At 68.7% G+C, this 25,114-nt stretch carries 23 protein-coding genes; 15 read left to right on the plus strand and 8 right to left on the minus strand.

Annotated features, from left to right (window positions below):
* Positions 1 to 82: 82 nt before the first annotated feature.
* Positions 83 to 1,375 carry a Gfo/Idh/MocA family protein gene (locus ASF06_RS02850; protein WP_055943040.1) on the minus strand — a complete coding sequence of 431 codons (1,293 nt, stop codon included), beginning with the start codon at positions 1,373 to 1,375 and terminating at the stop codon, positions 83 to 85.
* Positions 1,372 to 2,964 (minus strand): glycoside hydrolase family 43 protein, encoded by a 1,593-nt coding sequence (locus ASF06_RS02855; protein WP_200920291.1) that lies wholly within the window; start codon positions 2,962 to 2,964, stop codon positions 1,372 to 1,374. Before ASF06_RS02855 ends, ASF06_RS02850 begins: the two co-directional genes overlap by 4 nt.
* Positions 2,965 to 3,221: 257 nt before the next feature.
* Between ASF06_RS02855 and ASF06_RS02860 the strand changes: the two genes are divergently transcribed.
* The 10 genes from ASF06_RS02860 to ASF06_RS02905 are packed head-to-tail and all read left to right on the plus strand — an operon-like array spanning position 3,222 to position 15,277.
* Positions 3,222 to 4,523 (plus strand): ABC transporter substrate-binding protein, encoded by a 1,302-nt coding sequence (locus tag ASF06_RS02860; protein WP_055943042.1) that lies wholly within the window; start codon positions 3,222 to 3,224, stop codon positions 4,521 to 4,523.
* A gap of 43 nt (positions 4,524 to 4,566) precedes the next feature.
* Positions 4,567 to 5,541, plus strand: coding sequence for a carbohydrate ABC transporter permease (locus tag ASF06_RS02865; RefSeq protein WP_055943045.1), 975 nt, complete (start codon positions 4,567 to 4,569; stop codon positions 5,539 to 5,541).
* Positions 5,541 to 6,431 (plus strand): carbohydrate ABC transporter permease, encoded by an 891-nt coding sequence (locus ASF06_RS02870; protein ID WP_082500661.1) that lies wholly within the window; start codon positions 5,541 to 5,543, stop codon positions 6,429 to 6,431. The genes ASF06_RS02865 and ASF06_RS02870 overlap by 1 nt, the downstream gene beginning before the upstream one ends.
* 3 nt (positions 6,432 to 6,434) lie before the next feature.
* Positions 6,435 to 7,067 carry a hypothetical protein gene (locus ASF06_RS02875; protein ID WP_055943048.1) on the plus strand — a complete coding sequence of 211 codons (633 nt, stop codon included), beginning with the start codon at positions 6,435 to 6,437 and terminating at the stop codon, positions 7,065 to 7,067.
* A 4-nt stretch (positions 7,068 to 7,071) separates the two neighbouring features.
* Positions 7,072 to 9,819, plus strand: coding sequence for an alpha-L-rhamnosidase (locus ASF06_RS02880; RefSeq protein ID WP_082500662.1), 2,748 nt, complete (start codon positions 7,072 to 7,074; stop codon positions 9,817 to 9,819).
* Positions 9,816 to 10,769 (plus strand): nucleoside hydrolase, encoded by a 954-nt coding sequence (locus ASF06_RS02885; protein ID WP_055943050.1) that lies wholly within the window; start codon positions 9,816 to 9,818, stop codon positions 10,767 to 10,769. The genes ASF06_RS02880 and ASF06_RS02885 overlap by 4 nt, the downstream gene beginning before the upstream one ends.
* Positions 10,766 to 11,710, plus strand: coding sequence for an NAD-dependent epimerase/dehydratase family protein (locus ASF06_RS02890; RefSeq protein WP_055943053.1), 945 nt, complete (start codon positions 10,766 to 10,768; stop codon positions 11,708 to 11,710). The genes ASF06_RS02885 and ASF06_RS02890 overlap by 4 nt, the downstream gene beginning before the upstream one ends.
* Before the next feature lie 11 nt (positions 11,711 to 11,721).
* Positions 11,722 to 12,648 (plus strand): 5-dehydro-4-deoxyglucarate dehydratase, encoded by a 927-nt coding sequence (locus ASF06_RS02895; RefSeq protein WP_055944098.1) that lies wholly within the window; start codon positions 11,722 to 11,724, stop codon positions 12,646 to 12,648.
* Positions 12,645 to 13,787 carry a mandelate racemase/muconate lactonizing enzyme family protein gene (locus ASF06_RS02900; protein ID WP_235500868.1) on the plus strand — a complete coding sequence of 381 codons (1,143 nt, stop codon included), beginning with the start codon at positions 12,645 to 12,647 and terminating at the stop codon, positions 13,785 to 13,787. The genes ASF06_RS02895 and ASF06_RS02900 overlap by 4 nt, the downstream gene beginning before the upstream one ends.
* On the plus strand, positions 13,784 to 15,277 hold the full coding sequence (locus ASF06_RS02905) for an aldehyde dehydrogenase (NADP(+)) (protein WP_055943058.1): 1,494 nt from the start codon (positions 13,784 to 13,786) through the stop codon (positions 15,275 to 15,277). The genes ASF06_RS02900 and ASF06_RS02905 overlap by 4 nt, the downstream gene beginning before the upstream one ends.
* Before the next feature lie 43 nt (positions 15,278 to 15,320).
* Here the strand turns inward: ASF06_RS02905 and ASF06_RS02910 are convergent, their stop codons facing one another.
* Positions 15,321 to 15,665, minus strand: coding sequence for a carboxymuconolactone decarboxylase family protein (locus ASF06_RS02910; protein WP_055943061.1), 345 nt, complete (start codon positions 15,663 to 15,665; stop codon positions 15,321 to 15,323).
* 153 nt (positions 15,666 to 15,818) lie between these two features.
* Between ASF06_RS02910 and ASF06_RS02915 the strand changes: the two genes are divergently transcribed.
* From ASF06_RS02915 to ASF06_RS02925, 3 genes are read left to right on the plus strand one after another with little or no spacing between them, the layout of a single operon-like run.
* Positions 15,819 to 16,751, plus strand: a complete 933-nt coding sequence (locus ASF06_RS02915; RefSeq protein WP_055943064.1) for a helix-turn-helix transcriptional regulator — start codon at positions 15,819 to 15,821, stop codon at positions 16,749 to 16,751.
* A gap of 2 nt (positions 16,752 to 16,753) precedes the next feature.
* Positions 16,754 to 17,740 (plus strand): aldo/keto reductase, encoded by a 987-nt coding sequence (locus ASF06_RS02920; protein ID WP_055943066.1) that lies wholly within the window; start codon positions 16,754 to 16,756, stop codon positions 17,738 to 17,740.
* A gap of 37 nt (positions 17,741 to 17,777) precedes the next feature.
* Positions 17,778 to 18,458, plus strand: coding sequence for an NADPH-dependent F420 reductase (locus ASF06_RS02925; protein WP_055943069.1), 681 nt, complete (start codon positions 17,778 to 17,780; stop codon positions 18,456 to 18,458).
* An 18-nt stretch (positions 18,459 to 18,476) separates the two neighbouring features.
* Here the strand turns inward: ASF06_RS02925 and ASF06_RS20100 are convergent, their stop codons facing one another.
* A complete protein-coding gene (locus ASF06_RS20100) occupies positions 18,477 to 18,599 on the minus strand; it encodes a hypothetical protein (RefSeq protein WP_268750635.1) in 123 nt (40 codons plus the stop codon).
* 73 nt (positions 18,600 to 18,672) lie between these two features.
* Between ASF06_RS20100 and ASF06_RS02930 the strand changes: the two genes are divergently transcribed.
* A complete protein-coding gene (locus tag ASF06_RS02930; RefSeq protein ID WP_055943072.1) occupies positions 18,673 to 19,467 on the plus strand; it encodes a sugar phosphate isomerase/epimerase family protein in 795 nt (264 codons plus the stop codon).
* Entirely contained in the window at positions 19,467 to 20,603 is a 1,137-nt protein-coding gene (locus tag ASF06_RS02935; protein ID WP_055943075.1) for a Gfo/Idh/MocA family protein, read from the plus strand. Before ASF06_RS02930 ends, ASF06_RS02935 begins: the two co-directional genes overlap by 1 nt.
* Before the next feature lie 80 nt (positions 20,604 to 20,683).
* On the opposite strand, the gene ASF06_RS02940 is transcribed toward ASF06_RS02935, so the two are convergent.
* From ASF06_RS02940 to ASF06_RS02955, 4 genes are all read right to left on the minus strand, one after another.
* Positions 20,684 to 21,640: a sugar phosphate isomerase/epimerase family protein gene (locus ASF06_RS02940; protein ID WP_055943078.1), complete on the minus strand. Its 957-nt coding sequence runs from the start codon at positions 21,638 to 21,640 to the stop codon at positions 20,684 to 20,686.
* Between the two features lie 45 nt (positions 21,641 to 21,685).
* On the minus strand, positions 21,686 to 22,297 hold the full coding sequence (locus ASF06_RS02945; protein WP_055943081.1) for a nucleoside deaminase: 612 nt from the start codon (positions 22,295 to 22,297) through the stop codon (positions 21,686 to 21,688).
* A 56-nt stretch (positions 22,298 to 22,353) separates the two neighbouring features.
* Positions 22,354 to 23,877 (minus strand): GMC oxidoreductase, encoded by a 1,524-nt coding sequence (locus ASF06_RS02950; RefSeq protein WP_055943082.1) that lies wholly within the window; start codon positions 23,875 to 23,877, stop codon positions 22,354 to 22,356.
* Positions 23,878 to 23,983: 106 nt separating this feature from the next.
* Positions 23,984 to 25,114, minus strand: coding sequence for an ROK family protein (locus ASF06_RS02955; protein ID WP_055943086.1), 1,131 nt, complete (start codon positions 25,112 to 25,114; stop codon positions 23,984 to 23,986).

A 25,114-nucleotide genomic window follows, 5' to 3' on the forward strand; every position in this document is an offset into this window, starting at 1 on the left:
TCCAGCCGGTCGCGGTGTCGGAATGCGGAGCGTGCGGCGTCGTCGCCGCTGCCCGTGATCGATGATCCCATGGAAGGCGCGCTCAGCGATGCTGATCGAAAGGGAGGGTGACCGGCAGGCCGGTGCGCAGCGATTCGTTCCCCGCGATGCCGACCGAGACCGCTCGCACGCCGTCGTCGAAGCCGGCCACCCGGCCGAGCGGCGCATCCGATTCGACACGGGTGAAGAGGTGCTCGAGAAGGAACGCGTCACCCCCGCCATGGCCGCCGATGCCCTCGGGGATGGGCACCTCGCGCGCGGATTCCCAGTGCCGCTGCAGCACGAGGCGTTCCGTCATCGGGCGCACCGTGTCGGCGGGGCCGGCCACGGGATTCGCGCTCGGGTCGAGCACCGCCCGGCCGTCGGCATCCAGAAGCACCGAACTGCGTTCGACGACCTCGAGCTCGGCGCGGCCCTCGGTGCCGTTGACAGTGACCCGGTAACCCTCCCAGGGGCTGTGCGCGTTGAGCGAGTACGACATCGTGGCACCGGATGCGTAGTCGACGAGTACGGCGAGGTTGTCCTCGATCGTGATTCCCGGGCCGAAGACGTTCTGGTCGCGGTGGTAGCCGTCGTGGGCGACCGTGTCGACATAGAGGGCCTTGAGTCGCGGATCCGCGGCGATGTCGAGGGCGAAGGGGTCGACCCCCGCGCGTTCGCGCGGGGCTGCGTTCCCTTCCCCGTAGAAGCGCAGGCCTCCGCTCGCGAAGACGCGCACGGGCGACGAGTCGATCCACCAATTGACGAGGTCGAAGTGGTGCGACGACTTGTGCACGAGCAGGCCTCCCGAGTTGGCCTTGTCGCGGTGCCAGCGGCGGAAGTAGTCGGCGCCGTGCATGGTGTCGAGCGCCCACTCGAAGTGCACCGAGGTGACCCGCCCGATCGATCCCTCGGCGATCAGCGCGCGCAGTGCGCTGTTGCGGGGGCTGTACCGGTAGTTGAACGTGGTCACGACGCGGCGGCCCGACTGTTCGACGGCGGCGCGGATCGTGTCGAGCCCCGTTCGGTCGATGGTGAGCGGCTTCTCGACGACCACGTCGGCGCCGGCGAGGAGCGCGGCCGACACGAACTCGGCATGCGTGAAGTCGGGGGTGGTGACGATGATCCGGTCGAGCCGTTGCGCGCCCACGGTGTCGGCGAGGGCGGCGGGGTCGAAGCGCACCGGATCGGCGGACCCGGCGGCACGCACCTTGTCGGCGTAGTAGTCGAGGCGGCCCGGGTTCGAGTCGCTCCAGGCCACGAGCTCGGCCACGTCGGAGTGCGGCCCGATCAGGGCGTCGATGTACATCTCGGCCCGGTGACCGGTGCCGACCATCCCGTAGCGTTCGCGGCTCATGCGACGTTCCCTTCTCGATCGGTGCGGATATCGATGGCGCCGAAAACGGCCTCACCGGTGTCGACGGCGCCGTACGGGGCTACCGAGAACAGTCCGATCTCGGCGCCGATCCACGTGCCCTGCTTGGCCCGGAACGGCATGATCGCTTCGGTCCACTCCCCGTCTCCCTGCCGCCACGCGAAATCGACGCGGGCGTCGCTCGTCGACCGCAGCCGCAGCTCCACGGGCAGATCGGATGCGACGGGCGCCGGCTCGACGAACGCCCGGTCGCCGCGATGGCCCGGACCGACTCCGCCGGTGATGTGCACGCGTCCGCCGGAGACGGTGAGGCCGATCCACGCGTACTCGGTTCCGAGCACGGTGAGGCCCGCGCGGGCACCTTCCACTCGGCTGTCGAGATGCAGCGAGGTCGTCACCGTGGTCGGCGACTGCGGCAGCTGCTGCGAGAGAACCTGGGGCAGCGTTCGCAGATTGCCGGAATCGTTGCTCCGAAGCGGCAACACGAGCGCTCCATCCCCTCGAAGCGCCACCTGGCCGGGGCGTGGATTGGCCTGCCAGTGCCATTGCGGAGCCAGGGAAGTGGCGGCGAAATCGTCGCTGCGCGTGGGAACGCCGGCACCTGGTCGGGCGAAGCGGTGGTGGTCTCGAGACGCGGGCTCATTCGTCGCGTGGCCACTCGACCGAGGCATCCCCGTCACGGGCTGACCCGGCAGGCCCTCGCGCGGCTCGCCCATGAGCGGCCACCCGTCGTGCCAGCTCACGGGCTGCAGATGCACCACTCGACCGAAGGCCCCGGTGTCCTGAAAGTGCACGAACCAGTCACTGCCGTCGTCCGCCGTGACCCAGCCTCCCTGATGCGGTCCGTTGACCGCGGTCTCGCCCTGTTCGAGCACGATTCGCGACTCGTATGGACCCCACGGAGATGTCGAGCGGAAAGCCAGTTGCCACCCCGTGGCCACGCCGCCGGCGGGCGCGAAGACGTAGTAGTGCTCGCCGCGGCGATAGAACTTCGGCCCCTCGAGAGTGCTGCAGCCCGGCACCTCGTCGCCGTCGATCACCGTGCGCGGCATGCCGACAGGCCTGGTTCCCGACGCGTCGAGCTCGACCACGGTCAGCTCGTTCGAGCGACCGCTGCGCGATGCGGCCCAGCCGTGCACGAGGTAGACGTGCTCGCCGTCGAACAGCGGGCAGGGGTCGATCAGGCCGAGGCCCTCGAGCACGGCGATGGGCTCGCTCCATGGCCCCTCGGGGCCGGGCGCCGTCACCACGAAGATGCCGCGATCGGGATCGGGGTAGTAGATGCGCAGCAGCCCGTCGTGGAACCGGATCGACGGCGCCCACACCCCCTGGCCGTGTCGAGGGAGTTCGAAGTGCTCCACCGGGTGGATGCGGGCGAGGGCGTGCGAGGCGATGCTCCAGTGCACGAGGTCGTCGGAGACGAGAACCGGCAGCCCCGGCGAGCGATTGAAGCTGGATGCGACGAGCACGTATTGCTCGCCGACACGGGTGACGTCGGGGTCGGGCCAGTCGGCGTCGAGGATCGGATTGGTGTAGTCGAGGCCATGGGCGGGGCGGGGCGTGAGCAACACTGCTCGCTCCTTCTGCGTGGGTCTGAGGACGGTCGGAGGTAGAAACCGGTTCCTCACTTTATAGCGAATCCGGCGGTCGGCGGAAGTCGTCGGTTCGTGCGACAACCAAAGATCGGCTCTAATTCAGGCAAATTCTGGTCGATCCCAGTCTGTCAAATCTGAATATTGCGGGAAACCGGTTTCTTGTGACAGAGTGTACCGACCACAGCCCAGGCACCGGCGCCGCGTGTGACCGGAGACTCAAAGAGGAGAAACCCATGCCACGACGCACACGACCGGGAGTCATCGCACTCGCCGGAATCGCGGCCCTGACGCTGGTGGGCGCAACCGCCTGCAGCTCGGAATCACCAGACGACACTGCCGAATCCGGCCCCGTGACCATCAGCTTCACCTGGTGGGGCAACGACGAGCGTGCCGCGCTCACGGAGCAGGCGATCGACCTGTTCGAAGAGGCCAACCCCGACATCACCGTCAAGTCGTCGTTCTCCACGATCGACGCCTACATCCCCAAGCTCGCCACGCAGATCGCCGGCGGTGGAGCGCCCGACCTCTTCCTCATCCCCATGGAGAGCGTGCGCGAGTACTCGTCGAAGAACGCGCTCACCCCGCTCACCGATTACATCGACGACGGCACCATCCGCACCGAGGACATCACCGAAGAGGCTCTGAAGGTCGGCACCATCGACGACACCGTCATGGGCCTCACGCTGGGTCTCGCCAACAACGCGATGGTCTACAACCCCACCGTCTGGGCGGCGGCCGGAGCCGAGGCGCCCGGAGCCGGCTTCACCTGGGATGACCTCAAGGCGGCCGGCGAGAAGATCCGCGCGGCGTCGGACGGCAAGACCGCAGCCCTCAGCGACCCGGGTGGACAGATCGCCTACTTCGAGATGTACCTGCTGCAGAACGGCAAGCACCTCTTCACCGAAGACGGAGAGGTCGGCTTCACCGAGAAGGACCTCGCCGACTGGTGGACCCTCGCCGGCGAACTGCGCGAAGACGGAACGACCACCGACGCCGAGACCACCTCGACCATCGACCAGAGCATGCAGAACTCGGGCCTCGCCCGCGGCATCAGCGCCGCCGAGTTCTCGGCCGCATCGCTGACCGGCGCGTACTCCGACACGCTCGGCGCCGAGAACATCGCCATCGCGCCGTTTCCGACCGACACCGATGAGTCGGGCATGACGCTCAACGGCACGAACGTCGCCGCGGTCTCGTCGAAGTCCAAGCACCCGGAGGCGGCTGCGAAGCTGCTCGACTTCATCATCAACGATGAGGAGGCCGGCAAGATCCTCGGCCTGTCGCGCGGAATCCCGACCAACTCCGCCACCTACGAGGCAATCTCGCCGACGCTCGAGGGCGGCAACAAGACCGTGAGCGACTTCGTCTCCGAGTACCAGGACACGTTCCAGGCTCCTGCGCCGCTCGCTCCGGCCGGTGCCAGCACCATTCCGGCCGACTTCACTCTCGCCTACGAGCAGATCATCTTCGGCCAGACGGAGTTGAAGGACGCGGCGAAGGCCACGGTCGCCTCGATCACCTCGGCCATCTCCTAGGCACCACCGAACCCGCGAACACAGGAAGACGTAGGCCACATCCATGACCGTTGCAGTCGATCGACCGACGGACAGTGCCCTCACTGCCCCCGCCCAACCCCCGGCGAAAGCCTCCCGGCAGAGACCCCGCACCGGGCGCACCGGCAAGAACGGCGCGGCCTACGTCTTCCTGACCCCCTGGCTCATCGGCGCCGCCCTCCTCACGGTCGGCCCGATGATCGCCTCCCTCTACCTCTCGTTCACCGACTACGACCTGTTCTCGGCACCCGAGTTCATCGGCATCGCCAACTACCAGCGCATGGTCGAGGACCCGCGGTTCTGGAGCGCGGTCGGGGTGACCCTGAACTACGTTCTGGTCGCGGCGCCGCTCAAGCTGCTGGCGGCTCTCGCCATCGCGCTGCTGCTCAACAAGGCGCGGCGCGGCCAGGGCTTCTACCGCTCGGCGTTCTATGCACCCTCGCTGCTCGGCGCGAGCGTGGCCGTGGCCCTCGTCTGGCGCACGCTCTTCGCCAACGACGGCGTGGTCGACAACGGCCTCTCCACCGTCGGCATCGACGGCGGCGGCTGGATCTCCAACCCCAAGCTCTCGCTCTATGTGCTCGTGATCCTCGCCATCTGGCAGTTCGGAGCCCCCATGGTGATCTTCCTCGCCGGGCTCAAGCAGATTCCGCAGGACCTCTACGACGCCTCCGCCGTCGATGGCGCGGGCAAGCTGCGCACCTTCTGGTCGGTCACGGTTCCGATGCTCTCGCCGGTCATCTTCTTCAACCTGGTGCTCGAGGTCATCAACGCCTTCCAGGCGTTCACCGCCTCGTACATCATCTCGGGCGGCCGCGGCGGGCCGATCGACTCGACCCTGTTCTTCACGCTCTATCTCTACGACCGGGCCTTCACCGCCTTCGATATGGGCTACGCCTCGGCCATGGCCTGGGTGCTGCTCGTCGCCATCGGCATCGTCACCGCGCTGATCTTCCGCAGCTCGAGGGCCTGGGTCTTCTACTCCGGGGAGGAGAAATAATGGCCACGATCATCGAGAGGCGCCCGCCGCGCGCCGCCCAGCGTGCCAAGACCGGCCGCTCGCGCGTCGCATCCGTCGTCTGGCACGTCTTCTGCCTGGCCCTTCTGGCGCTGCTGCTCTACCCCGTCGCCTGGCTGCTCGGCTCGTCGTTCAAGCCGGGAACCGAGATCCTCACGAACATGAACGTGCTGCCCGATGCGTTCACCTTCGACAACTACGCCACGGTCTTCGAGGGCGTGGGCGGTCTGAGCTTCTGGACCATGCTGGGCAACTCGCTGCTCATCTCGACGCTCGCCGTGGTCGGCAACGTGTTCTCGTGCACGCTCGCCGCCTACGCCTTCGCCCGCCTCCGCTTCAGGATGCGCGCCCCGTTCTTCGCCTTCATGCTTGTGACGATCATGCTGCCCATGCACGTGGTGCTCATTCCGCAGTTCATCATCTTCCAGCAGCTCGGCATGATCGGCACCTTCCTTCCGCTGGTGCTGCCGAAGTTCCTCGCCACCGAGGCGTTCTTCGTGTTCCTCATCGTGCAGTTCATCAAGGGAATCCCCCGCGAGCTCGACGAGGCGGCCACCATCGACGGAGCCGGCCCGTACCGCACCTTCGGTTACGTGATCTTCCCGCTGCTCACCCCGGCGCTGATCACGACCACGATCTTCTCGTTCATCTGGAGCTGGGACGACTTCTTCAGCCAGCTCATCTACCTCAACAACCCCGACACCTACACGCTGCAGCTCGGCCTGCGCCTGTTCGTCGACCAGACGTCCGCGTCGAGCTTCGGCCCCATGTTCGCGATGAGTGTGCTCGCCATCCTGCCCGTGGTGATCTTCTTCGCGGTGTTCCAGCGCTACCTCGTCGACGGCGTCGCGACCTCGGGCCTCAAGGGTTAGGTCATGAGCACCTCAGAGAGAACACGCACCCGGCTCCCGAGCAAGCAAGCCTTCCTCCAGCGCTACGAGGGCCCGATCTCGTCGCTGGCCGACTGCCTCGTCGTGGGCATCATGGTGCTGCTGTCGTTCATCCCGCTCGTCACCGGGTTCGCCGGGTTCGTGGCCGGATGCGCGATCCTCCGTGCCCGCACCCGAGGCGAGGGAAAGATCACCCCCGCCGCGTTCTGGCGTGAGTTCCGCACGGCCGTGCGCTCGTCGGTCGGCGTCATCGTGATCCCCGCCGCCCTGGGCCTCGTGCTCGTCGTCGACCTGTTCGCGCTCTACGCCGGCCTCGGCGAGAATCCCGTCATGTGGATCGCGCTTGGCGTCGTCTCAGCCGTGGTCGCCGTGCTCGGCATCCGCACCGCCGCCGCCTGGCGCCCCGGCCTGCGCTGGATCCCGACCGTGCAGCGCTCCTTCGCGGCCCTCGGCGAAGACCTCGGTGGCAGCCTGCTGCTCGCCGGCGCTCTCGGCACCTCGATCGCCCTGGCGCTCTTCACCCCCATGCTCACCATCGTCTGCCTCGGCCCGCTCGTGCTCGGCGCCGTGGCGATCGACACGAGGCTCGGCCGCACGGCCGCCGCGCGACAGGATTAGTTCCATGCCCCTCGACCCCTACGACCTGCAGACCGAGTACCTCGACTCGCCGCTCGGCATCGAACAGGATGCGCCCCGCTTCTCGTGGCGCCTCACGTCGACCCGACGCGGGGCCGCACAGACGGCGTACCGCATCGAGGTCGACGCGGTGGCGCCCGACGGCGCCCGGCAACGGGTCTGGTCGACGGGCACCGTCGCATCCACCGCCCAGCTGGGCGTCGAGTACGCGGGCAACACTCTCGAGCGCACGACGCGCTACGAATGGATGCTCACGGTCACCGATGACGACGGGCGCGAGTCGGCCCCGAAGCACGCCTTCTTCGAGACCGGCCTCGTCGATCCCTCGAGCTGGCGCGGCGTGTGGATCGGACGCGACACGCGGGACCGCCCCGCGCTGCTTCCTCCGGCGAACGACGACTTCACCCTGAACTCGCGCATGCTGCAGCCGCCGTCGCTGCTGCGCCGTGAGGTGCCCATCGAGAAGAGGCTGCTGCGGGCGCGCCTGCACGTGACCGCGCAGGGCCTGTACCGCGCCTGGATCAACGGCGAGCAGGTCTCGGACGAGCAGCTCGCGCCGGGCTGGACCGACTACACCAGCCGCATCCTCTACCAGAGCCACGACGTGACCGAGCTGCTGCGCGGGGGCGGTAACGCTGTCGCCTTCACGCTCGCCGACGGTTGGTGGAGCGGCTTCGTGGGCTACGACCCGCGGCGCGCCGGCAAGCTCTACGGCAACGCCCCCGCGCTCCTCGCCGAGCTGCATCTCAGCTACGACGACGGCTCGACCGCGATCGTCGCCACCGACGAGACGTGGCGCGAGTCGCGAGGGCGCTGGCTCTACGCAGACCTGCTCATGGGCGAGGGCCAGGATGCGCGCAACGAGGTCGCGGGCTGGACAGAGCCGGCGTTCGACGACTCGGCATGGATCGCCGCGCGCGTTCTCGGACGCGACACCTCTCTCGTGACAGCCGCCGTCTCGCGGCCGATGCGGATCGTTCGCACCGTTCCCCCGCGGTCGGTCACCTCCATGCCTGACGGGGCATACATCGTCGACTTCGGCCAGAATCTCGTGGGCCATGTGCGGCTGAGGGTACGCGGTGCCTCTGCCGGCGACCTCGTCGAGCTGCTGCACGCCGAGACCCTCGACGACGCCGGCGAGCTCTACCTCGAGAACCTGCGCAGGGCCGAGGCACGCGACATCTTCTACCCGGCCGGCATCGACGACGACATCTTCGAACCCGACTTCACGTTCCACGGCTTCCGCTACGTTCGCGTGGCCGGCCTGCGCGCCGGCCTCACCGTCGACGACCTGACCGCCCGGGTCGTGTCGAGCGACCTCGAGGAGTCGGGCAGCTTCGACTGCGGCGACCCCGCCGTGATGCAGCTCTTCTCGAACATCCGCTGGAGCCAGCGCAGCAACTTCCTATCGGTTCCCACCGACTGCCCGCAGCGCGACGAACGCCTCGGCTGGCTCGCCGACGCGCAGGTCTTCCTGCCGACCGCGGCGCGCAACGCCACCGTCGGAACCTTCTTCGCCAGCTGGATGGACGACGTGATCGTGGGCCAGAACTCCGACGGCGCCTTTCCCGACATCGCACCCGTCGCCAGCTGGTCGGGTGATGGCGCTCCCGCCTGGGGAGACGGCGGAGTGATCATTCCGCTGGCGCTGTACGACATCTACGGCGACCTGCGCGTGGTCGAAACGGCCTACGCGCCGATGGTGCGCTGGATCGAGCACGTGCTGCGGGAGAACCCGTCGCTGCTGTGGCGCTCCCGAGTGGGGCGCAACTACGGCGACTGGTTGCAGGCCGGGCCCGAGACTCCGAAGGACCTCGTCGCCACCGCCTACTTCGCCAACTCATCGCGACTCGTCTCGCGCGCGGCCGCACTGCTCGGCCATCACGCAGACGCGACGCGATTCGCCGCGCTGGCCGACGACATCCGGGATGCCTTTCTGCGCGAATACGTGACGGCCGACGGCCGCGTCGCGGGCGACACCCAGACCGGCTACCTGCTCGCGCTCGACTACGCGCTGCTGCCGGCCGAGCTCGAGGAGGGCGCCGCAGCTCGGCTCGCCGAACTCGTGCGCGACAACGGCATGCGTCTCTCGACGGGGTTCATCGGGGTCTCGAAGCTGTGCCCGGTGCTGAGCCGCTGGGGCTACGACGACATCGCGCACGCGCTGCTGATGCAGACCGAGTATCCGAGCTGGCTGTTCTCGGTCGAGGCCGGAGCGACGACGATCTGGGAGCGCTGGGACGGCTGGACCCCCGAAGGCGGATTCCAGAGCGCGAACATGAACTCGTTCAATCACTACAGCCTCGGCGCCGTGGGCGAATGGCTCTACGGAACCGTCGGCGGCATCGACCAGGCGCCCGGGTCGGTGGCTTACGAGCGGCTCTCCATCCGCCCCCGCCCGAGCCGCGCCATGCACTGGGCCGCCGCGTCGCAGCAGACGGTGCGAGGCGTCACGCGCAGCGCCTGGATGCTCGATAAGGCCGGGGTCTTCCGGCTCGAGGTGACCGTTCCGCCCGGCTCCACGGCCCAGGTCTCACTGCCGACACGACTCGCGTCGACCGTCACCGAGGGTGGCGTGCCGGCGTCGGATGCACCCGGCGTCGAGCTGCTCGGCGAGACCGGCGACGGCGTGCTTGTGCGCATCGGCTCGGGCAGCTACGACTTCGTGTGCCACTACGACATCGCCTCTCCGTCTTCTCACCGCGCCCACCTCGTCAGCGAAGGAATCGTATGACTCCCCCCGAACGCACCGCCTCCGCACTCTCCCGGCGACGTCGGGTGATCGTCGACACCGACGCCCGCAACGAGGCCGACGACCAGTTCGCGATCGTTCACGCGCTGCTGTCGCCGACGCTGGATGTGCGCGGCCTGGTCGCGGCGCATTTCGGCACGCAACGCACGCAGACGAGCATGCTCGAATCCCGCGTCGAGATCGACCTGCTGGTCGGAATGCTCGGCCGGGAGGGCCGGGTGGCGGTCGCCAACGGCGGCGCCCATGCACTGCCCGACGAGCAGACTCCCGTCGACTCCGACGGAGCGCGGCTCATCATCTCGGAGGCCCTGGCCGACGGCGACGGCCCTCTCTTCATCGGATTCCTCGGCCCGCTCACCGACATGGCCTCGGCCATTCTGCTGGAGCCCTCGATCATCGATCGCGACGTCGTGGTGATCTGGATCGGTGGCGGCGCCTACGACCCCGACGTGGTGCCGCTCGGGTCGTCGCCCGAGTTCAACCTCAAGAACGACATCGCCGCGGCCAACGTGGTCTTCGACTCCGGAATCACCGTCTGGCAGGTTCCCTCGACGATCTACCGCCTGCTGAGCGTGGGCTACGCGGAGCTGCGGCGCAAGGTCGAGCCGCACGGCGAGCTCGGCCGCTACCTCGTGCGGCAGATCGTGGAGTTCAACGACGCGCACCACAAGGTGCCGATCGAGAGTCGCTCGCTGGGCGACTCCCCCGCGATCGGCCTGATGCTCGAACCGTGGAGCGGGGTCTTCCGTCGGCAGAAGCCCGTGCGTTTCGCGCCCGACGGCAGCTACGTCGAGGGCCGGGGTGGCGACATCCTCGTGCTCGAGACCGTCGACACGCGCTTTCTTCTCGAGGACATGTTCGCCAAGCTGGCGGAGTTCGCGGAAGACACCGCCGCAACAGATTCTGCCGTCGATGGCGAGGTCTCGAAATGAGAGTCGTCGTTACGGGCGGCTCCGGCCGGCTCGGCCAGAGCGTGGTTCGCGGGCTCTGCGAGGCCGGCCACGACGTGACCTCGATCGACCGAGAGGGCGTGGCTGGCCTGCCGGGAGCGCAGTTGCAGGCCGACCTCACCGACGCCGACGCGACCCGCACCCTGTTCATCGCGATCGCCCCCGAGGCGGTCGTGCATCTCGCCGCGATCTCGGTTCCGTTCAGCGCCCCCGAGGCCACCATTCTGAACGTCAACACGGCGCTGGCGTTCTCCGTGGTCGACGCGGCCGTCGCATCCGGTGCCCGTCTGGTGCTCGCCGCGTCGAGCCCGACCGTGCTCGGCTACGGCAATCCGAAGGGCTGGGCGCCTCGATTCCTGCCGCTCGACGAGACGCATCCAGTTGAGCCCTGGAACGCCTACGCCCTCTCAAAGCAGGTGATCGAGAACGTGGTCGAGCGCTTCGTGCGCAACAGCGACAACGTCACGTTCGGAGTCTTCCGGCCGTGCTTCGTCATTCCGCCCGAGGAGTGGGCGGGCGCACCGACGCAGCAGGGACATACGGTGGCAGACCGGCTCGACGATCCGTCGCTCGCCGCCGTGTCACTGTTCAACTACCTCGACGCCCGGGATGCCGCCGAGTTCGTGCGCGTCTGGCTCGAGCGCGCGGAGCTCGCCCCGAACGGCTCGGTCTTCTTCGTCGGCGCGGCCGACGCGCTTGCCCGGGAGCCGCTCGCCGAGCTGATCCCGCGGTACCTGCCCGAGGCATCCGGTCTCGCGGCCGGGCTCACCGGCTCGAGCCCCGCGTTCTCATCGGCCAAGGCGCGCGAGCTGCTCGGCTGGGAGCCGCGCTACAGCTGGCGCACCGAGCTCGTGCAGGCCGCGACCGAAGCGCTTGCTGAACCCGATCCCTCATCCCTCCCGACCGAAGTGAGAGTGTCATGACCACCGCCCCCATCGCCTTCGACGGCGTGCTGTTCTTTCCCGTCACCCCGTTCGACTCGGAGGGCGCCGTCGAGCTCGGACTGCTGCGCGAGCACGTCTCGTCACGGCTCGAGCACTCCCCCGGCGGCGTGTTCCCGGCGTGCGGCACGGGCGAGTTCCACGCCCTGACCGGCGACGAGATCTCGGCCGTCGTCTCGGCCACCGTCGAGGTCGTCGACGGGCGCGTTCCCGTGATCTCGGGCACCGGCGGACCGCTCGGCCAGGCGGTCGAGCTCGCCCGCCGCGCCGAGGCGGCCGGAGCCGACGCCCTGCTCGTGCTTCCTCCCTACCTCGTGGGCGGACCCGTAGAAGGCCTCATCTCGTATGTCGAGCAGGTCGCCGCCGCCAGCAGCCTGCCCGTGATCGTGTACCACCGAGGCACCGCTCGCTTCACTCCCGCCGCCATGCGCCGCCTGGCCGCGAACCCCAAGGTGATCGGTTTCAAAGACGGCATCGGCGACGTGGGCCTCGCGCAGGAGATCGTGCTCGCGGTCGGGGAGTTCGGCCGCAGCGACTTCCAGTTCTTCAACGGGCTGCTGACTGCCGAGCTCACGCAGGGCGCGTACCGCGGCCTCGGAATTCCGCTCTACTCGTCGGCGGCGTTCGCCATGATCCCCGAGCTGGCCACCGCGCACTACCGCGCCTACGTCTCGGGCGACGAAGAGACCCGACTGCGACTGCTGCGGGAGTTCTACGTTCCCCTCGTGCGACTGCGCGACCAGGTTCCGGGCTTCGGCGTCTCGCTGATCAAGGCCGGAATCCGCCAGCGCGGCCTGCCCGTCGGTTCGGTGCGCGCGCCGCTCGTCGACCCGAATCCGGCGCAGCTCGCCGAGCTCGAGCGCATCCTCGCCGTGGGCGACTCGCTCGCCGCCGAGTACGCGCCGTCGCTGGTCGCGTGAGTTCTTTCACCCCCGGCACGGCCACGATTGCGGCCGTCCGCACGCGTCGGCTCAGTGCCCGGATGCCGCGGCCCTGGGTTCCCGACGAACCGCACCTGCACCTGGTGATCGTCGAGGTGGAGGACTCGGACGGCCTCGTCGGAACAGGCTTCTCGTGGACTCCCACAATTGGCGCCGCCGCCGTTCAGGCCATGATCGACACCGAGATCGCGCCCTACGCCGTCGGCCGCACGACCGATCCGCAGGCGCTCTGGCCCGCCCTCTGGCTTCGGCTGCACGAGGCCGGCGGGGCCGGAATCACGACGATCGCTCTCGCCGGACTCGACACCGCGCTCTGGGATCTGTCGGGAAAGCGGGCCGCCCTGCCGCTCGCATCTCTGCTCGGGGCGCAGCGCGCATCCGTGCCCGTCTACGGCAGCGGCGTGAACCTGCATTACCCGCTCGACGAGCTCGTGGCACAGGCCTCGCGCTGGGTCGCGTCGGGCTACGACACGGTGAAGATCAAGGTCGGCGGGCCCTCGCTCGCCGTCGACATCGAGCGGGTCGGCGCGGTGCGCGAGGCGATCGGCCCCGACCGCACGCTGCTCATCGACGCCAACCAGCGCTGGACCCTCGAGCAGGCCACCACCGCCCTCGAGGCATTGAGCCGCTTCGACCTCGGCTGGATCGAGGAGCCCCTGCGCGCCGAGGACACCCGCGGCTACCGCGCCCTCCGCGAGCGCATGGGTGTTCCGATCGCGCTGGGCGAGAACATTCACACGCTACAGCGGTTCCAGGACATCGTCGATGCCGGGTTCGCCGACGTGCTTCAGCCCAACATCATCCGGGTGGGCGGCATCACTCCGTTCCTCGAGATCGCGTCCTTCATCTCTACCGAGAGTTCTGCGTCGCTCGCGCCGCACCTGCTCATCGACCTGTCGGGCCAGCTCGCCCTCGCCGTGGGCGCCGAGACCGCCATCGAGGACGTCGAGGAGGCATCCTTCTCGTCCCTCGGCCTCATCACCTCGCCGTCGCCCGTCGAGATCGTGGATGCCCGGGCCAGGTTGCGCGAGGACGCGCGGCCCGGTCTCGGCCTCGACTTCGCATGCACCGGCATCAGCCCGACCACTTCTGCTTCTCTTATCTCGGAGGAATCATGACCACTACTGCTCCCGCCTCGACCACCTCGACCTCGTCGACCACTCTCGACACTCTCGCGGCGGCCGCCGTCACGGCCGCGCCCGTGCTCTCCGCGGCATCGGGCGAACAGCGCGCCGCCTGGCTCGAGGCCGTCGCGGACCGCCTCGACGCGAACTCCGCCGAGCTGATCGAACTGGCCGACGAAGAGAGCCACCTCGGCGCCCCGCGCCTCACCGGTGAGCTGGCCCGTACGACGGCGCAGCTGCGTCTCTTCTCCACGGTCGTGCGCGAGGGCGCCTATCTCGAGGCGACCATCGACCATGCCGACGCATCCGCGACCCCGCCGCACGCCGACATCCGGCGCCTGCTGCGCCCGCTCGGGCCGGTGGCCGTGTTCGCGGCGTCGAACTTTCCGTTCGCGTTCTCGGTGGCCGGCGGCGACACCGCCTCGGCCCTTGCGGTGGGCTGCCCGATGATCGTGAAGGCGCACCCGGGGCATCCGAAGCTGTCGCGCCTCACGGCGTCGCTCGTGGTGTCCGCCTTGGCCGACGCGGGAGCTCCCGCTGGTACGTTCGCGCTCATCGAGGGCTTCGAGGAGGGCCTCGCCCTCGTGGTGCACCCCGCGATCACCGCCGTCGGATTCACCGGCTCGGTGCGCGGCGGGCGGGCCCTCTACGACCTGGCCGTCAACCGGCCGTCGCCCATCCCCTTCTACGGCGAGCTGGGCAGCATCAACCCCGTGGTGATCACGGCTTCTGCCGTGTCAGAGCGAGGCGAGTCGCTCGCGGCCGGTCTCGCCTCGTCGTTCACGATGGGCGTCGGGCAGTTCTGCACGAAGCCCGGTGTGGTGTTCGTGCCCGCGGATAGCGCGTTCGACTCGGCGCTCGTCGCCGCCGTCGGCACACCTTCGTCGGGCGCGATGCTCACGCAGGGCATGGCGGATGCGTTCGCCTCGGGCATCTCGTCGCTGGCGAGCCGGGATGACGTGGAGGTGCTGGCCGCCGCTCCGTCGGCGGCGTCGTCGGGTTCGGGCTCGACCACAGTGCTGCGCACGACCGCGGCTGCCGTGCTCGCCGACCCGTCGGCGCTGCTCGAGGAGCACTTCGGTCCGACGACGCTGCTCGTGTCGTACTCGTCGCCCGACGAGGCGCTGGCCGTGGTCGGCGCGGTCGAGGGAACGCTGACCGCCACTCTGCACGCCGGAGAATCGGAGGAGGTCGGGCCGCTCGTCTCGGCACTGGAGTCCATCGCCGGCCGGGTGCTGTTCTCGGGCTGGCCGACCGGCGTCGGAGTCACCTGGTCGCAGCAGCACGGAGGCCCGTGGCCGTCGACGACCTCGTCGCTGTTCACCTCGGTCGGCGCCACGGCGGTGCGCCGCTGGTTGCGCCCGGTCGCCTACCAGGACGCCCCGGAGCGCGCGCTGCCCGACGCCCTCAAGGAGTCGAACCCGTTGGCGATCCCCCGCCGCGTCGACGGGGTCTACGAGCTGCCAGCGGTGGCGCTGGCCTGAGGCCCCCTCCCGAGATACGTCGGGTTCGGCTCGGGAGCCAGGGTCACTTCTCGCGGTCGTCCGCGAAGAGCTTCTTGGCGAGCGTCATCGCGCTCATGGCCTTCGGCCAGCCCGTGTAGAAGGCGAGGTGGGTGATCGTCTCCACCAGTTCCTGCTCCGTGACTCCGTTGTCCCGGGCGAACGGCAGGTGGAAATTCAGCTGGTCGATGTTGCCCATGGCGACCAGCGCCGTGACGGTGGCCAGGCTGCGGTCGCGTTTGGACAGGCCGGGCCGTTCCCACACCTCGTCGAAGAGGATCTGGTCGGTGTAGTGGGCGAGGGCGGGGGCGAAGTCCCCGAACGCGTTCTGTCCGCCCGTCCAACCGGTGCGGGGAGTGTTGTCGGTCATGAAGTCGGCTCCTTGTCTGTCAGCGGCGTCACCCGCGTGGGTGTGTGGCCGCGGTTCCCATGGTTCGCCGATTCTCCCGGCAGAGGGAGGCTCCACGGGAACGTGTACTGACAGAGCACCCCTCGACGTGCCGCATAGCCGTACGGTCGTTGTGTGGACAATCGAGACGAAGTACGCGAGTTCCTGACCTCTCGCCGCGCGAGGCTCACCCCGGAGCAGGCCGGCCTCGCTCAGGGCGGCACTCGACGGGTGCCCGGGCTGCGGCGGGGCGAGGTCGCCCAGCTCGCGGGCGTGAGCGTGGAGTACTACGCGAAGATCGAACGCGGCAATCTTGTCGGCACCTCCGACAGCGTGCTCGATGCGATCGCCCGCGCCCTGCAGCTCGACTCCGCAGAACGCGCCCATCTGGCAGATCTCGCACGGACGGCCACCGGTCCGGCTCTCACCACACCGCGCCGACGCCCTCGGGGATGGGCACCTCGCGCAGGATTGCAACGGGCGATGGACGCCATCACCGGCGGACCCGCATTCGTACGAAACGGTCGTATGGACATCCTTGCCACCAACAGCCTCGGGCGGATCTTCTACGACGAGGCATTCGATGGTCCCGGGGGTGGCAACATCGCTCGGTACGCGTTCCTCGACGAACGGGCCACGAGCTTCTACCCCGATTGGCCTGCCGCCGCCGATATCACCGTCGCGATCCTCCGTACAGAAGCCGGACGCGACCCTCACGACCGTGGCCTGCAGGATCTCGTCGGGGAGCTCTCGACCCGAAGCGACGAGTTCCGCACTCGGTGGGGTGCCCACAACGTGCGCCAGCACAGCACGGGAACCAAGACGTTCCACCACCACGCTGTCGGGGAGCTGACTCTCAGCTACGAGGGATTGGAACTGGTTGCCGAACCCGGCCTGTCGCTTCTCATCTACACGGCCGAGGTCGGCTCGCCCAGCGATGAACGACTCCGGCTGCTGGCGAGCCTTGCCGTCACGTCCGACGCTGCGGCCTCGGTTCACGCACGGAACGACGCTCCTGTCAGCGGCGACCGCACCTCACCCGACATCAACTCGACAACGGAGGCTTGATCATGCACACACGAACTCTCGGCCAGGGCTTTCAGGTCTCAGCCATCGGGCTGGGCTGCATGGGCATGTCCCAGAGCTACGGCCCGAATCCGGGAGACCGGGATGAGATGATCGGCGTTCTCCGATCCGCCATCGACCACGGCGTCACCTTCTTCGATACCGCCGAGGTCTACGGCCCCTACGTCAATGAGGAACTCGTCGGCGAGGCTCTCGAACCGATCCGCGACCGGGTGCAGATCGCCACGAAATTCGGATGGCGCATCGAGAACGGTCAGAGCGTCGGGCTCGACAGCCGTCCCGAGCAGATCCGCCGCGTCGCGGAGGCATCCCTGAGCCGCCTCCGCACCGACGTGATCGACCTGTTCTATCAGCACCGTGTCGACCCTGACGTCCCTATCGAAGACGTCGCCGGCACGGTGGGCGAGCTCGTCGCCGAGGGCAAGGTGCTCCACTTCGGGCTGTCGGAGCCGTCGGCACAGACGATCCGCAGCGCCCATGCCGTGCATCCGGTCACCACGGTGCAGAGCGAGTACTCGCTGTGGACGCGGGACCCCGAAGCCGAGGTTCTTCCTGCTCTCGCCGAGCTCGGTATCGGATTCGTTCCCTTCAGCCCGTTGGGCAAGGGGTTCCTGACGGGCACCGTCGATGCCAGCACGACGCTCTCCGACGACGACATCCGACGCCGCGTTCCCCGATTCGAGCAGGACAACCTCGCCGCCAACCAGGCCCTCGTCGACCAGGTGAAGACGCTGGCCTCCGAGAAGGGTGTGACCTCCGGGCAGATAGCCCTGGCTTGGCTCCTTGCCCAGCAGCCCTGGATCGTCCCCATCCCCGGCACCCGCCGCACGTCCCGCATCCAGGAGAACGCGGGATCCGCATCCGTCGGTCTCTCCGCCGACGAGGTCGCCGACCTCGACACCCTCGCCCAGAGAGTCGGCGTGCACGGTGACCGCTACAACGAAGTCCACATGGGCTACATCAACCGCTGACACCACCCGATCCACATCCGAAACGGACCATAACCCTATGAAGATCGCAGTACTCGGAACCGGCATGGTCGGTCAGGCCTTGGCCGGCAGGCTCGCGGGCCTCGGACATGCCGTCGCAGTCGGAACCCGCGACGTCGACGAGACCCTCGCACGCACCACGACCGACGGCTCGCCTTCATTCGCCGACTGGCATCGAGCCCACCCCGACATTCAGGTCCTCGGCTTTCCGCAGGCGGGGAGGTTCGCAGACGTCGTTCTCAACGCGACGGCTGGAGCCCATTCGATGGCCGCCTTGCGGGCTGTCGGGTCCGACAATCTCGCCGGCAAGGTCCTCCTGGATCTCGCCATTCCCCTCGACCTGTCTCGTGGTCTGCCACCCACGCTCACGATCGCGAACGACGACAGCCTCGGCGAACAGATCCAGCGGGCTTTTCCCGAGACCCTCGTGGTGAAATCGCTCCACACCATGTACTTCGAGGTCATGATCGACCCGGGGCGGCTCCCCGGAAGCCACTCCGTCTTCATTGCGGGCGACCATGACGAGGCGAAGCGGACGGTCGCGGGTATTCTGCGTGAATTCGGGTGGCCCGATGCATCGATCATCGACTTGGGCGACATCAGTACCGCTCGAGCGACAGAGATGTACTCTCGGCTGTTCTTCGCCGTCTACGCACAACTCGGAACATTCGACTTCAACATCAACCTCGTCCGCGCCTGAAATCGACGTACCGTTCCTTCAACCTGCTGCAGGGGTCACGGATGTTGCGAGCTCCTCCAACATCAGCCGGAACTCATCGGTGTCGACGCCGATCAGACCCACAACGTGATCCTCGATGCCCGCCATGACGACTGCACCCATCGAAAATGTATGCGCATCCCACCGCGCCAACTAGGCTTGTCGCACACCCCGCACGCACTCACTGAGGAGACGCATGACCGCGACCATTTCGCTCCAGCTCTACACGGTCAAGGAGGCGCTCGCCGCCGATCCGGATGCGACGCTCGGGCGGATCGCCGACCTCGGCTTCACGGCCGTCGAGCTCTACGGCCTGCAGCAGTTCGGCGACGCCTACGCCGCGGGGCTCCCGAAGCACGGCCTCAGCGCACCGAGCGCCCACGTGCCGCTGGCGACCGGCGAGCTCGAGGAATCCTTCGACCTGGCCGAGCGGCTGGGCGTGAAGACGGTCATCGAGTCATTCACCCCGCCGACCCTGTGGGAGAGCGCCGAGAACATCGCCCGCCTGGCCGACCGCCTCAACTCCGCGGTCGAGCCCGCCGCCGCCCGCGGAATGCGCGTGGGCTATCACAACCACGACGGCGAGATCCGCAACCGCGTCGAGGGCGTCACCGGCCTCGACCACTTCGCGAGCCTGCTCGACCCCGCCGTCGTTCTCGAGGTCGACGCCTACTGGGTGGCCGCGGGAGGCGAAGACCTAGTCGAGTTCCTCACCCGCAACGCCGACCGCATCAAGTTCATCCACGTAAAAGACGGCTCGCTCACCGGCGACCTGCCCAACCAGGTTCCCGCCGGGCATGCCTCCCTCGAGCAGCCCGAGCACCTCTCGAGCCAGCTCCCCGCAGGGCAGGGAGTCGTCCCCCTCGCCGCCGGCCTCGACGCCGTTCCCGACCTTGAGTTCGCCGTCGTCGAGTTCGACGTCTACTCGGGAGACCTCTTCGCCGGCATCGCCGAAGCCAGACAGTTCCTCGTCGAGAGGGGTCTCCGCTGATGAGCACCTCCGCCTACAGCCCCGCCACCTACAACCCTGTCGGATCCGGCCCCGTCGGCATCGGCATCATCGGCGCCGGCGCGATCAGCGACCAGTACCTCACGCACCTCACCACGTTCCCCGACGTTCGCGTCGTGATGATCGGCGATCTGGATGTCGCACGGGCCGCGCAGCAGGCCGAGAAATACGGCGTGCCGCGTTCCGGACGCGCGGACGAGGTGCTGAAAGACGACGACGTCGAGATCGTGATCAACCTCACGATCCCGGCCGTGCACGCCGAACTCTCGTCGGCCGCGCTCAGCGCCGGCAAGCACGTGTGGAGCGAGAAGCCGATCAGTCTCGACCGCGAAAGTGGACAGGCGCTGCTCGACCAGGCCGCCGCATCCGGTCTTCGTATCGGCGTCGCACCCGACACGATCCTCGGCCCCGGCGTGCAGAGCGCACTCCGCGCGATCGCCCGCGGCGACATCGGCCGGCCGCTCACGGCGATGACCGCGTTCCAGGGCCCGGGCCCCGAATCGTGGCACCCCAACCCCGACTTCTTCTTCGTTCCCGGCGCGGGGCCGCTGTTCGACATGGGCCCGTACTACCTCACGACACTCGCCTGCATCTTCGGGTCGTTCACCGAGGTGGCTGCGATCGGCTCGCGCGCTCGCGACATCCGTGTCATCGGATCGGGCCCGCGCGCCGGAACCGAGCTGCCCGTGACCGTGAACACGCAGATGAGCGCGCTCGCCCGCTTCGAGGGCGGCGAATCGTCGCAGAGCATCTTCAGCTTCGACTCACCGCTGCAGCGTTCGGGTTTCGTCGAGATCACCGGCGAGACCGGAACGCTCGTGCTGCCCGACCCGAACATGTTCGAGGGCGCGAGCACGCTGGTGCGCAACGGGGAGAGCATCGAGCTCGCCGAGACCGGGTACGCCGGCGGCCGCGGCTCGGCCGTGCTGGAGATGGCCCGGGCCATCCGGTCGGGCGGCGCCGACCTGCTGCCGGCCGAGCTGGGCTACCACGTGCTCGACGTGATGACCGCGATGGAGGAGTCGTCGGCGGCCGGCCAATTCGTGCGCGTCACGAGCAAGGCCCCCGCGAGCCCGGTCCTCCCGGAGTCCTGGGACCCGACGACCCGCACTCTGTAGCGAGCATCCGCGCCTTGTGGGCGCATCCGCTGCCGGACGACCGGCGGCGCATGCGCCGAACGGGCGCGGATGCCGGAGGGTCACGCCGGGATCGTCGACTCCAGCCAGGCGCGGCTCACCTTCGCGCTCTCGAACGGCTCCATGCTCGCGCGGTCGACCTCGATGATGATCCAGCCGCCGAAGCCGTCGGGCAGAGCGCCGAGGATGCCGTCGAGGTCCATCCCGCCGAGCCCCGGCTCGAGGAACAGCCCCTGGTCGGTCGCGGTGCGGTAGGGGGTGGGCGTCGCCCGGCTCGCGGCCGCCACGTCGAGGTCGAGGTCCTTGATGTGCAGGTCGACGAGGCGATCCGAGTAGCGCTCCAGCATCGAGACCGGGTCCATACCCGCCCACGCGAGGTGCCCGACGTCGAACGAGGCGCCCAGCAGATCCGGCGAGATGGCGGCGAGCACGCGGTCGATCTCGTACTCGGTCTCGATCCAGGTGCCCACGTGATTGTGCAGGCCGGCCTTGATGCCTTCCGAGGCGAGCACGCTCGCGGCCTCGCCGAGCACGTCGATCACCCGGTCGAGACGACCCTCGTCGAAGACGGCACCCACGGCCACGGCGTCGAGCGTGCGCACCGTGCCGGGAGCCCACGACACCTCGGGGGCGAGAAAGACAGACGTCAGCCCGAAGAAGTTCGACTCCTCGGCCTTGCGCCGCACGCCGTCGAACCAGCGCACCCACTCCGCGCTGCCCGGCGCGAGCGACACCCGGCAATCCTCGGGCAACGACACCGAGCAGTACCCCGAGGCCACACGAAGGCCCGTCTCGCGCAGCATGCGGGCGTAATTCTGCAGGGTCTGCGTGTCGAGCACCTCCATCATGGTCGCGTCGAATCCCGAACGGCGCACCTGCGCGAGCACATCCTGGTACTGCGCGCGAAAGCTCGGCTCGGCGAAGAGCCAGAGGTCGTCACTGGCCGGGTCCGCCGGGTCGGCCTTGATGTTGATCCACTGAATGGGGTTGAGCGCGAACTGCGAGCGGCTGAGCGTCATGGTCTTCTTCCTGGTCGGACAATCAAAAACGGGGGCCGGATGCCGTCACTCGGCCGCGCGGGCGTTGTACACGACCGCGCCGCCCACATCCACGTGCTCGCGGTAGTCGCGGAACACCGCGAGGGCCTCGTCGCGGGTCACGTCCTGCACCACGGCGATGCCCCGAGCCTCGAACTGAGGAGCCCAGTCCTCGCGCATGGGGCCCTCATCGAATGTCGTGATCTCCTCGAGTTCGGGTCCGTCGCCGGCGACCACGAGCGTGCGCACTCCCGACCACAGCGTCGCGCCGTAGCACTGAACGCAGGGGCGCCAGTTCACGACCAGCTCGTGCGCCGGTTGGCCCTCGCCGCCGAGGTCCCACGATCCGATGCGCGTCTGCGCGAGCCCGAGGGCGGTGACCTCGGCGTGCGCCGACGAGACACCGCTCTTCAGCACCACGTTCACGCCGACCGACACGATCTTGCCGGTGTCCGACTCCACCACTATTGCGGCGAACGGTCCCCCGCTTCCCTCCCTGAAGTTGCGGGCAGCGAGCCGATGCACGAGCCGCATGCGCTCCTCGTAGCTGCCGAGCGCATCCGGCACGTCGGCGAGCTCGTCGGCGATCCAGTCGGGCAGTTCGATCGAGTACGAGGTGGCCAGGGTGTCGATGTTCATGAGTGTCCCTTCAAGACGGAGGAGATGGGTAAGACGAATGGATGCGCGACCGCCGGTCAGGCGGCCGACACCCGCAGGCGGACGACGGCTCTCGCCGCGCGCACGGCGGTGATCACGCCGGTGAGGGTGGCGTTGCCGACGACCGGCGTGGGGATGACCCCGTTGCCGGCCAGATAGAGGCCATCGAATCCCCAGACCCGCCCATCCGGATCGCAGACGCTCGTGCCGTCGTCGACGGCGCCCATGCGCACGGTGCCGGTCTGGTGCAGCGACGAGCCGGGGGCGAGCACGGCCGACTCGGTCTCGGGATCGAACGCTCCGAATCGTCGAGCGACGAGTTCGATCGTGTCGGCGGCCTGCTCGATGAGCGCGAGGTCGGTGTCGGTGTACTCGAATTCGACGGTGATGCGCGGCATGCCGGTGACGTCGGTCTCGGTCGGCGAGAACGCCAGCCTGTTCGAGGCTCGCGACTCGACGGGCGTGTAGAGCGAGACGCCGACCGAGTACGCGAGCGCCCGATCATCGTCGTCGACGTAGACGGAGTTCATGATCTGCCCATGGAATGGCTGGGCCGATCCGTTCTGCGGCAGCCAGAGCGAGTCGGTGGCGAACTCGCCCTCGAGGGCGCGGGGCAGTTCGTCGAGGGTCAGGCCGAAGCGCTCGAGGTCCATGAGCACGCGGCTCGTCACGAAGGCGTGCTCGTTGAGGTAGCGCCCGAGCGCCTCGGGCCGGATGCCCGACGCGAACAGCAGCTGGGGCGTGCGCATCACGTCGGCGCAGACGATCGTGACCGACGCCTCGATGTCGTACTCCTCACCCGAGGCGATGTCCCGCACGCGCGCCCCGCGGGCGCGGCCTCCATCGTGCAGCACCGCGATCGCGAGCGTGCCGGCGCGCAGCTCGAAGGCAGCGTCGCCTCCCTCGGCGATCGGCGGGAAGATGCGGCTGGGGCCGGTGCGCGGCAGGGGCCCGGATGCGCCGGGCTGCACGGCCATCGGCATGGCCTGCGGGTGCCGGTCTGCGGCGCTCGAGGCGCCGAACAGCTCGTCGAGCACGTCGAGCACCTGCTGGCCGGGCACGGTCGGACCGAGCACGGCCGGGTGCACGCCGAGCACCTCGCGCGCCTTGCCGAGGTCGGCCTGCCACTGCTCGGGGTCGCCGAAGTCGAAGGTCTCGTCTCCCGCGGGCCAGGGCGTCGCCCCGGTCCAGTGCACGCCCATTCCGCCCACGTTCCACGACAGGGCGCTAGCGGGCATGGCGGCCGCGTTCTCTCCGAGCGCCGAGAGGTTGTACATGCCGGGCTCCACCGAGCGCAGCTCGTCGGTGATGTCGGGGGTCACGTCGGCGCCCGTGTACATGCCCTGGATTCCGGAGGAGACGCGCTGGTTGTAGCGCTCCCAGATGGCGGGTTCGGTGCTGTCGTGCAGATGCAGCCCGGGCACGTTTCCCACCACGGGCGCGCCGTCGATCATGAGGATGCGCGCGGTCGGGTCGGCCTCGCGCAGCAGCCTGGCCGTCGCGGCACCCATGATTCCGCTGCCGACGATGAGGATGTCGGGGGTGTTCTGCGAGTCAGACATTCGAAGCTCCTGGTTCCTGTACTGCCGGTATTTGCGTACTGTGTTGCGAAATTCAAAGTGACGGTACTGCTAGAGGTGACGGTGCGAGGCGAGGCCTCGCCGCGGGTCACGCCGCGATGGTCGGCCCGAAGAACTCCACGTCCATGCGGTCGAGCACGAGCTTGACCGCTCCGAGCAGGGGCGCATCCGCCCCGATCGTGGTGGCCCGCACATCGATGCGCAGGGTGCCGAGCTGACTCATGGCCTCGACGACGCGGGGAAGAAGAAGGTCTTCCGCGACTTCAAGGCCTCCCCCGAGCACGATCACCTCGGGCGCGATCGTCCACGCCAGCGACGAGAGCAGGCGGGCGACGTCGTCGGCGAACTCGCCCAGAAGCTCCAGGGCCTCGGGGTCGCCACCGCGCGCCCTGGCGAGCCATTGGGCGGCCTGGCGGCGTTCCTCGAGCAGCGGCGAACTCAGCAGACCGAACGGCTGCGTCTCCATGCGCATGACGTCGAGCACGCCGGCCTCGACGATCTCACCGGCGGCTCCCCTGAATCCCCGGTGCACGGCTCCCTTGATCACGATGCCGACACCGGCGCGGTTTCCGAGGATGCACCATGCGAACGTGTCGGTCTCCTGCGCCGCACCACGCCAGTGCTCGGCGAGGGCGGCGAGGTTCGCGTCGTTGTCGGCGAAGAGGGGAATTCCGAGCCGCGCGCCGAGCACGTCTGCCAGAGCGAACTCGTTCCAGGCGGGCGCGTGGATGAGACGGTGCACAACACCGTCCTCGTCGATGGCTCCACCGGATGCGACGGCCCCGGCGCGCACCCGGCTGCGGGGCTGGCCCGACTCCCGGATCGCCGCATCCACGGCCTCTTCGGCGTCGATCATCGTCTGGCCCGTGTCGGAGTAGTCGCGCAGGGTCACGAGGCCACGCCCGAGCACCCGGCCCCGGATGTCGGAGACCGCCGCGCTGGCCGCGTGCGTGTCGATGCGCACGGCCACGACGAGGGCGCGGTCGGCCTCGAACGAGAAGTAACGCGGGGGCCGACCGACATCCACGTGCACGGGCGTGACCTCGACGGCCCAGCCGCTCTCGCACAGCTGGGTGAGGATGAGCTCGACCGTGCGCCGCGACAGCTTGACCTGCCCGACGAGGGTCGCCATCGTCACTGGTTCGTCGTGCTCGGCCAGGGCGCGCAGCACCACAGAAGTATTGAGTCGGCGCATCGCGCTCGGGTCGAGTCCAGGCAT

This window comes from Agreia sp. Leaf244 (genome assembly GCF_001422695.1).
Classification (GTDB): domain Bacteria; phylum Actinomycetota; class Actinomycetes; order Actinomycetales; family Microbacteriaceae; genus Agreia.

Excerpts from the sequence above, each read along its gene's own strand:
- ASF06_RS02950 (WP_055943082.1), bottom strand. The coding sequence starts at position 23,877 with ATGTCTGACTCGCAGAACACCCCCGACATCCTCATCGTCGGCAGCGGA.
- ASF06_RS02920 (WP_055943066.1), top strand. The coding sequence starts at position 16,754 with ATGCACACACGAACTCTCGGCCAGGGCTTTCAGGTCTCAGCCATCGGG.
- ASF06_RS02880 (WP_082500662.1), top strand. The coding sequence starts at position 7,072 with ATGCCCCTCGACCCCTACGACCTGCAGACCGAGTACCTCGACTCGCCG.
- ASF06_RS02945 (WP_055943081.1), bottom strand. The coding sequence starts at position 22,297 with ATGAACATCGACACCCTGGCCACCTCGTACTCGATCGAACTGCCCGAC.
- ASF06_RS20100 (WP_268750635.1), bottom strand. The coding sequence starts at position 18,599 with ATGGGTGCAGTCGTCATGGCGGGCATCGAGGATCACGTTGTGGGTCTG.
- ASF06_RS02930 (WP_055943072.1), top strand. The coding sequence starts at position 18,673 with ATGACCGCGACCATTTCGCTCCAGCTCTACACGGTCAAGGAGGCGCTC.
- ASF06_RS02885 (WP_055943050.1), top strand. The coding sequence starts at position 9,816 with ATGACTCCCCCCGAACGCACCGCCTCCGCACTCTCCCGGCGACGTCGG.
- ASF06_RS02875 (WP_055943048.1), top strand. The coding sequence starts at position 6,435 with ATGAGCACCTCAGAGAGAACACGCACCCGGCTCCCGAGCAAGCAAGCC.
- ASF06_RS02955 (WP_055943086.1), bottom strand. The coding sequence starts at position 25,114 with ATGCCTGGACTCGACCCGAGCGCGATGCGCCGACTCAATACTTCTGTG.
- ASF06_RS02890 (WP_055943053.1), top strand. The coding sequence starts at position 10,766 with ATGAGAGTCGTCGTTACGGGCGGCTCCGGCCGGCTCGGCCAGAGCGTG.
- ASF06_RS02940 (WP_055943078.1), bottom strand. The coding sequence starts at position 21,640 with ATGACGCTCAGCCGCTCGCAGTTCGCGCTCAACCCCATTCAGTGGATC.
- ASF06_RS02935 (WP_055943075.1), top strand. The coding sequence starts at position 19,467 with ATGAGCACCTCCGCCTACAGCCCCGCCACCTACAACCCTGTCGGATCC.
- ASF06_RS02925 (WP_055943069.1), top strand. The coding sequence starts at position 17,778 with ATGAAGATCGCAGTACTCGGAACCGGCATGGTCGGTCAGGCCTTGGCC.
- ASF06_RS02850 (WP_055943040.1), bottom strand. The coding sequence starts at position 1,375 with ATGAGCCGCGAACGCTACGGGATGGTCGGCACCGGTCACCGGGCCGAG.
- ASF06_RS02870 (WP_082500661.1), top strand. The coding sequence starts at position 5,541 with ATGGCCACGATCATCGAGAGGCGCCCGCCGCGCGCCGCCCAGCGTGCC.
- ASF06_RS02910 (WP_055943061.1), bottom strand. The coding sequence starts at position 15,665 with ATGACCGACAACACTCCCCGCACCGGTTGGACGGGCGGACAGAACGCG.
- ASF06_RS02905 (WP_055943058.1), top strand. The coding sequence starts at position 13,784 with ATGACCACTACTGCTCCCGCCTCGACCACCTCGACCTCGTCGACCACT.
- ASF06_RS02860 (WP_055943042.1), top strand. The coding sequence starts at position 3,222 with ATGCCACGACGCACACGACCGGGAGTCATCGCACTCGCCGGAATCGCG.
- ASF06_RS02865 (WP_055943045.1), top strand. The coding sequence starts at position 4,567 with ATGACCGTTGCAGTCGATCGACCGACGGACAGTGCCCTCACTGCCCCC.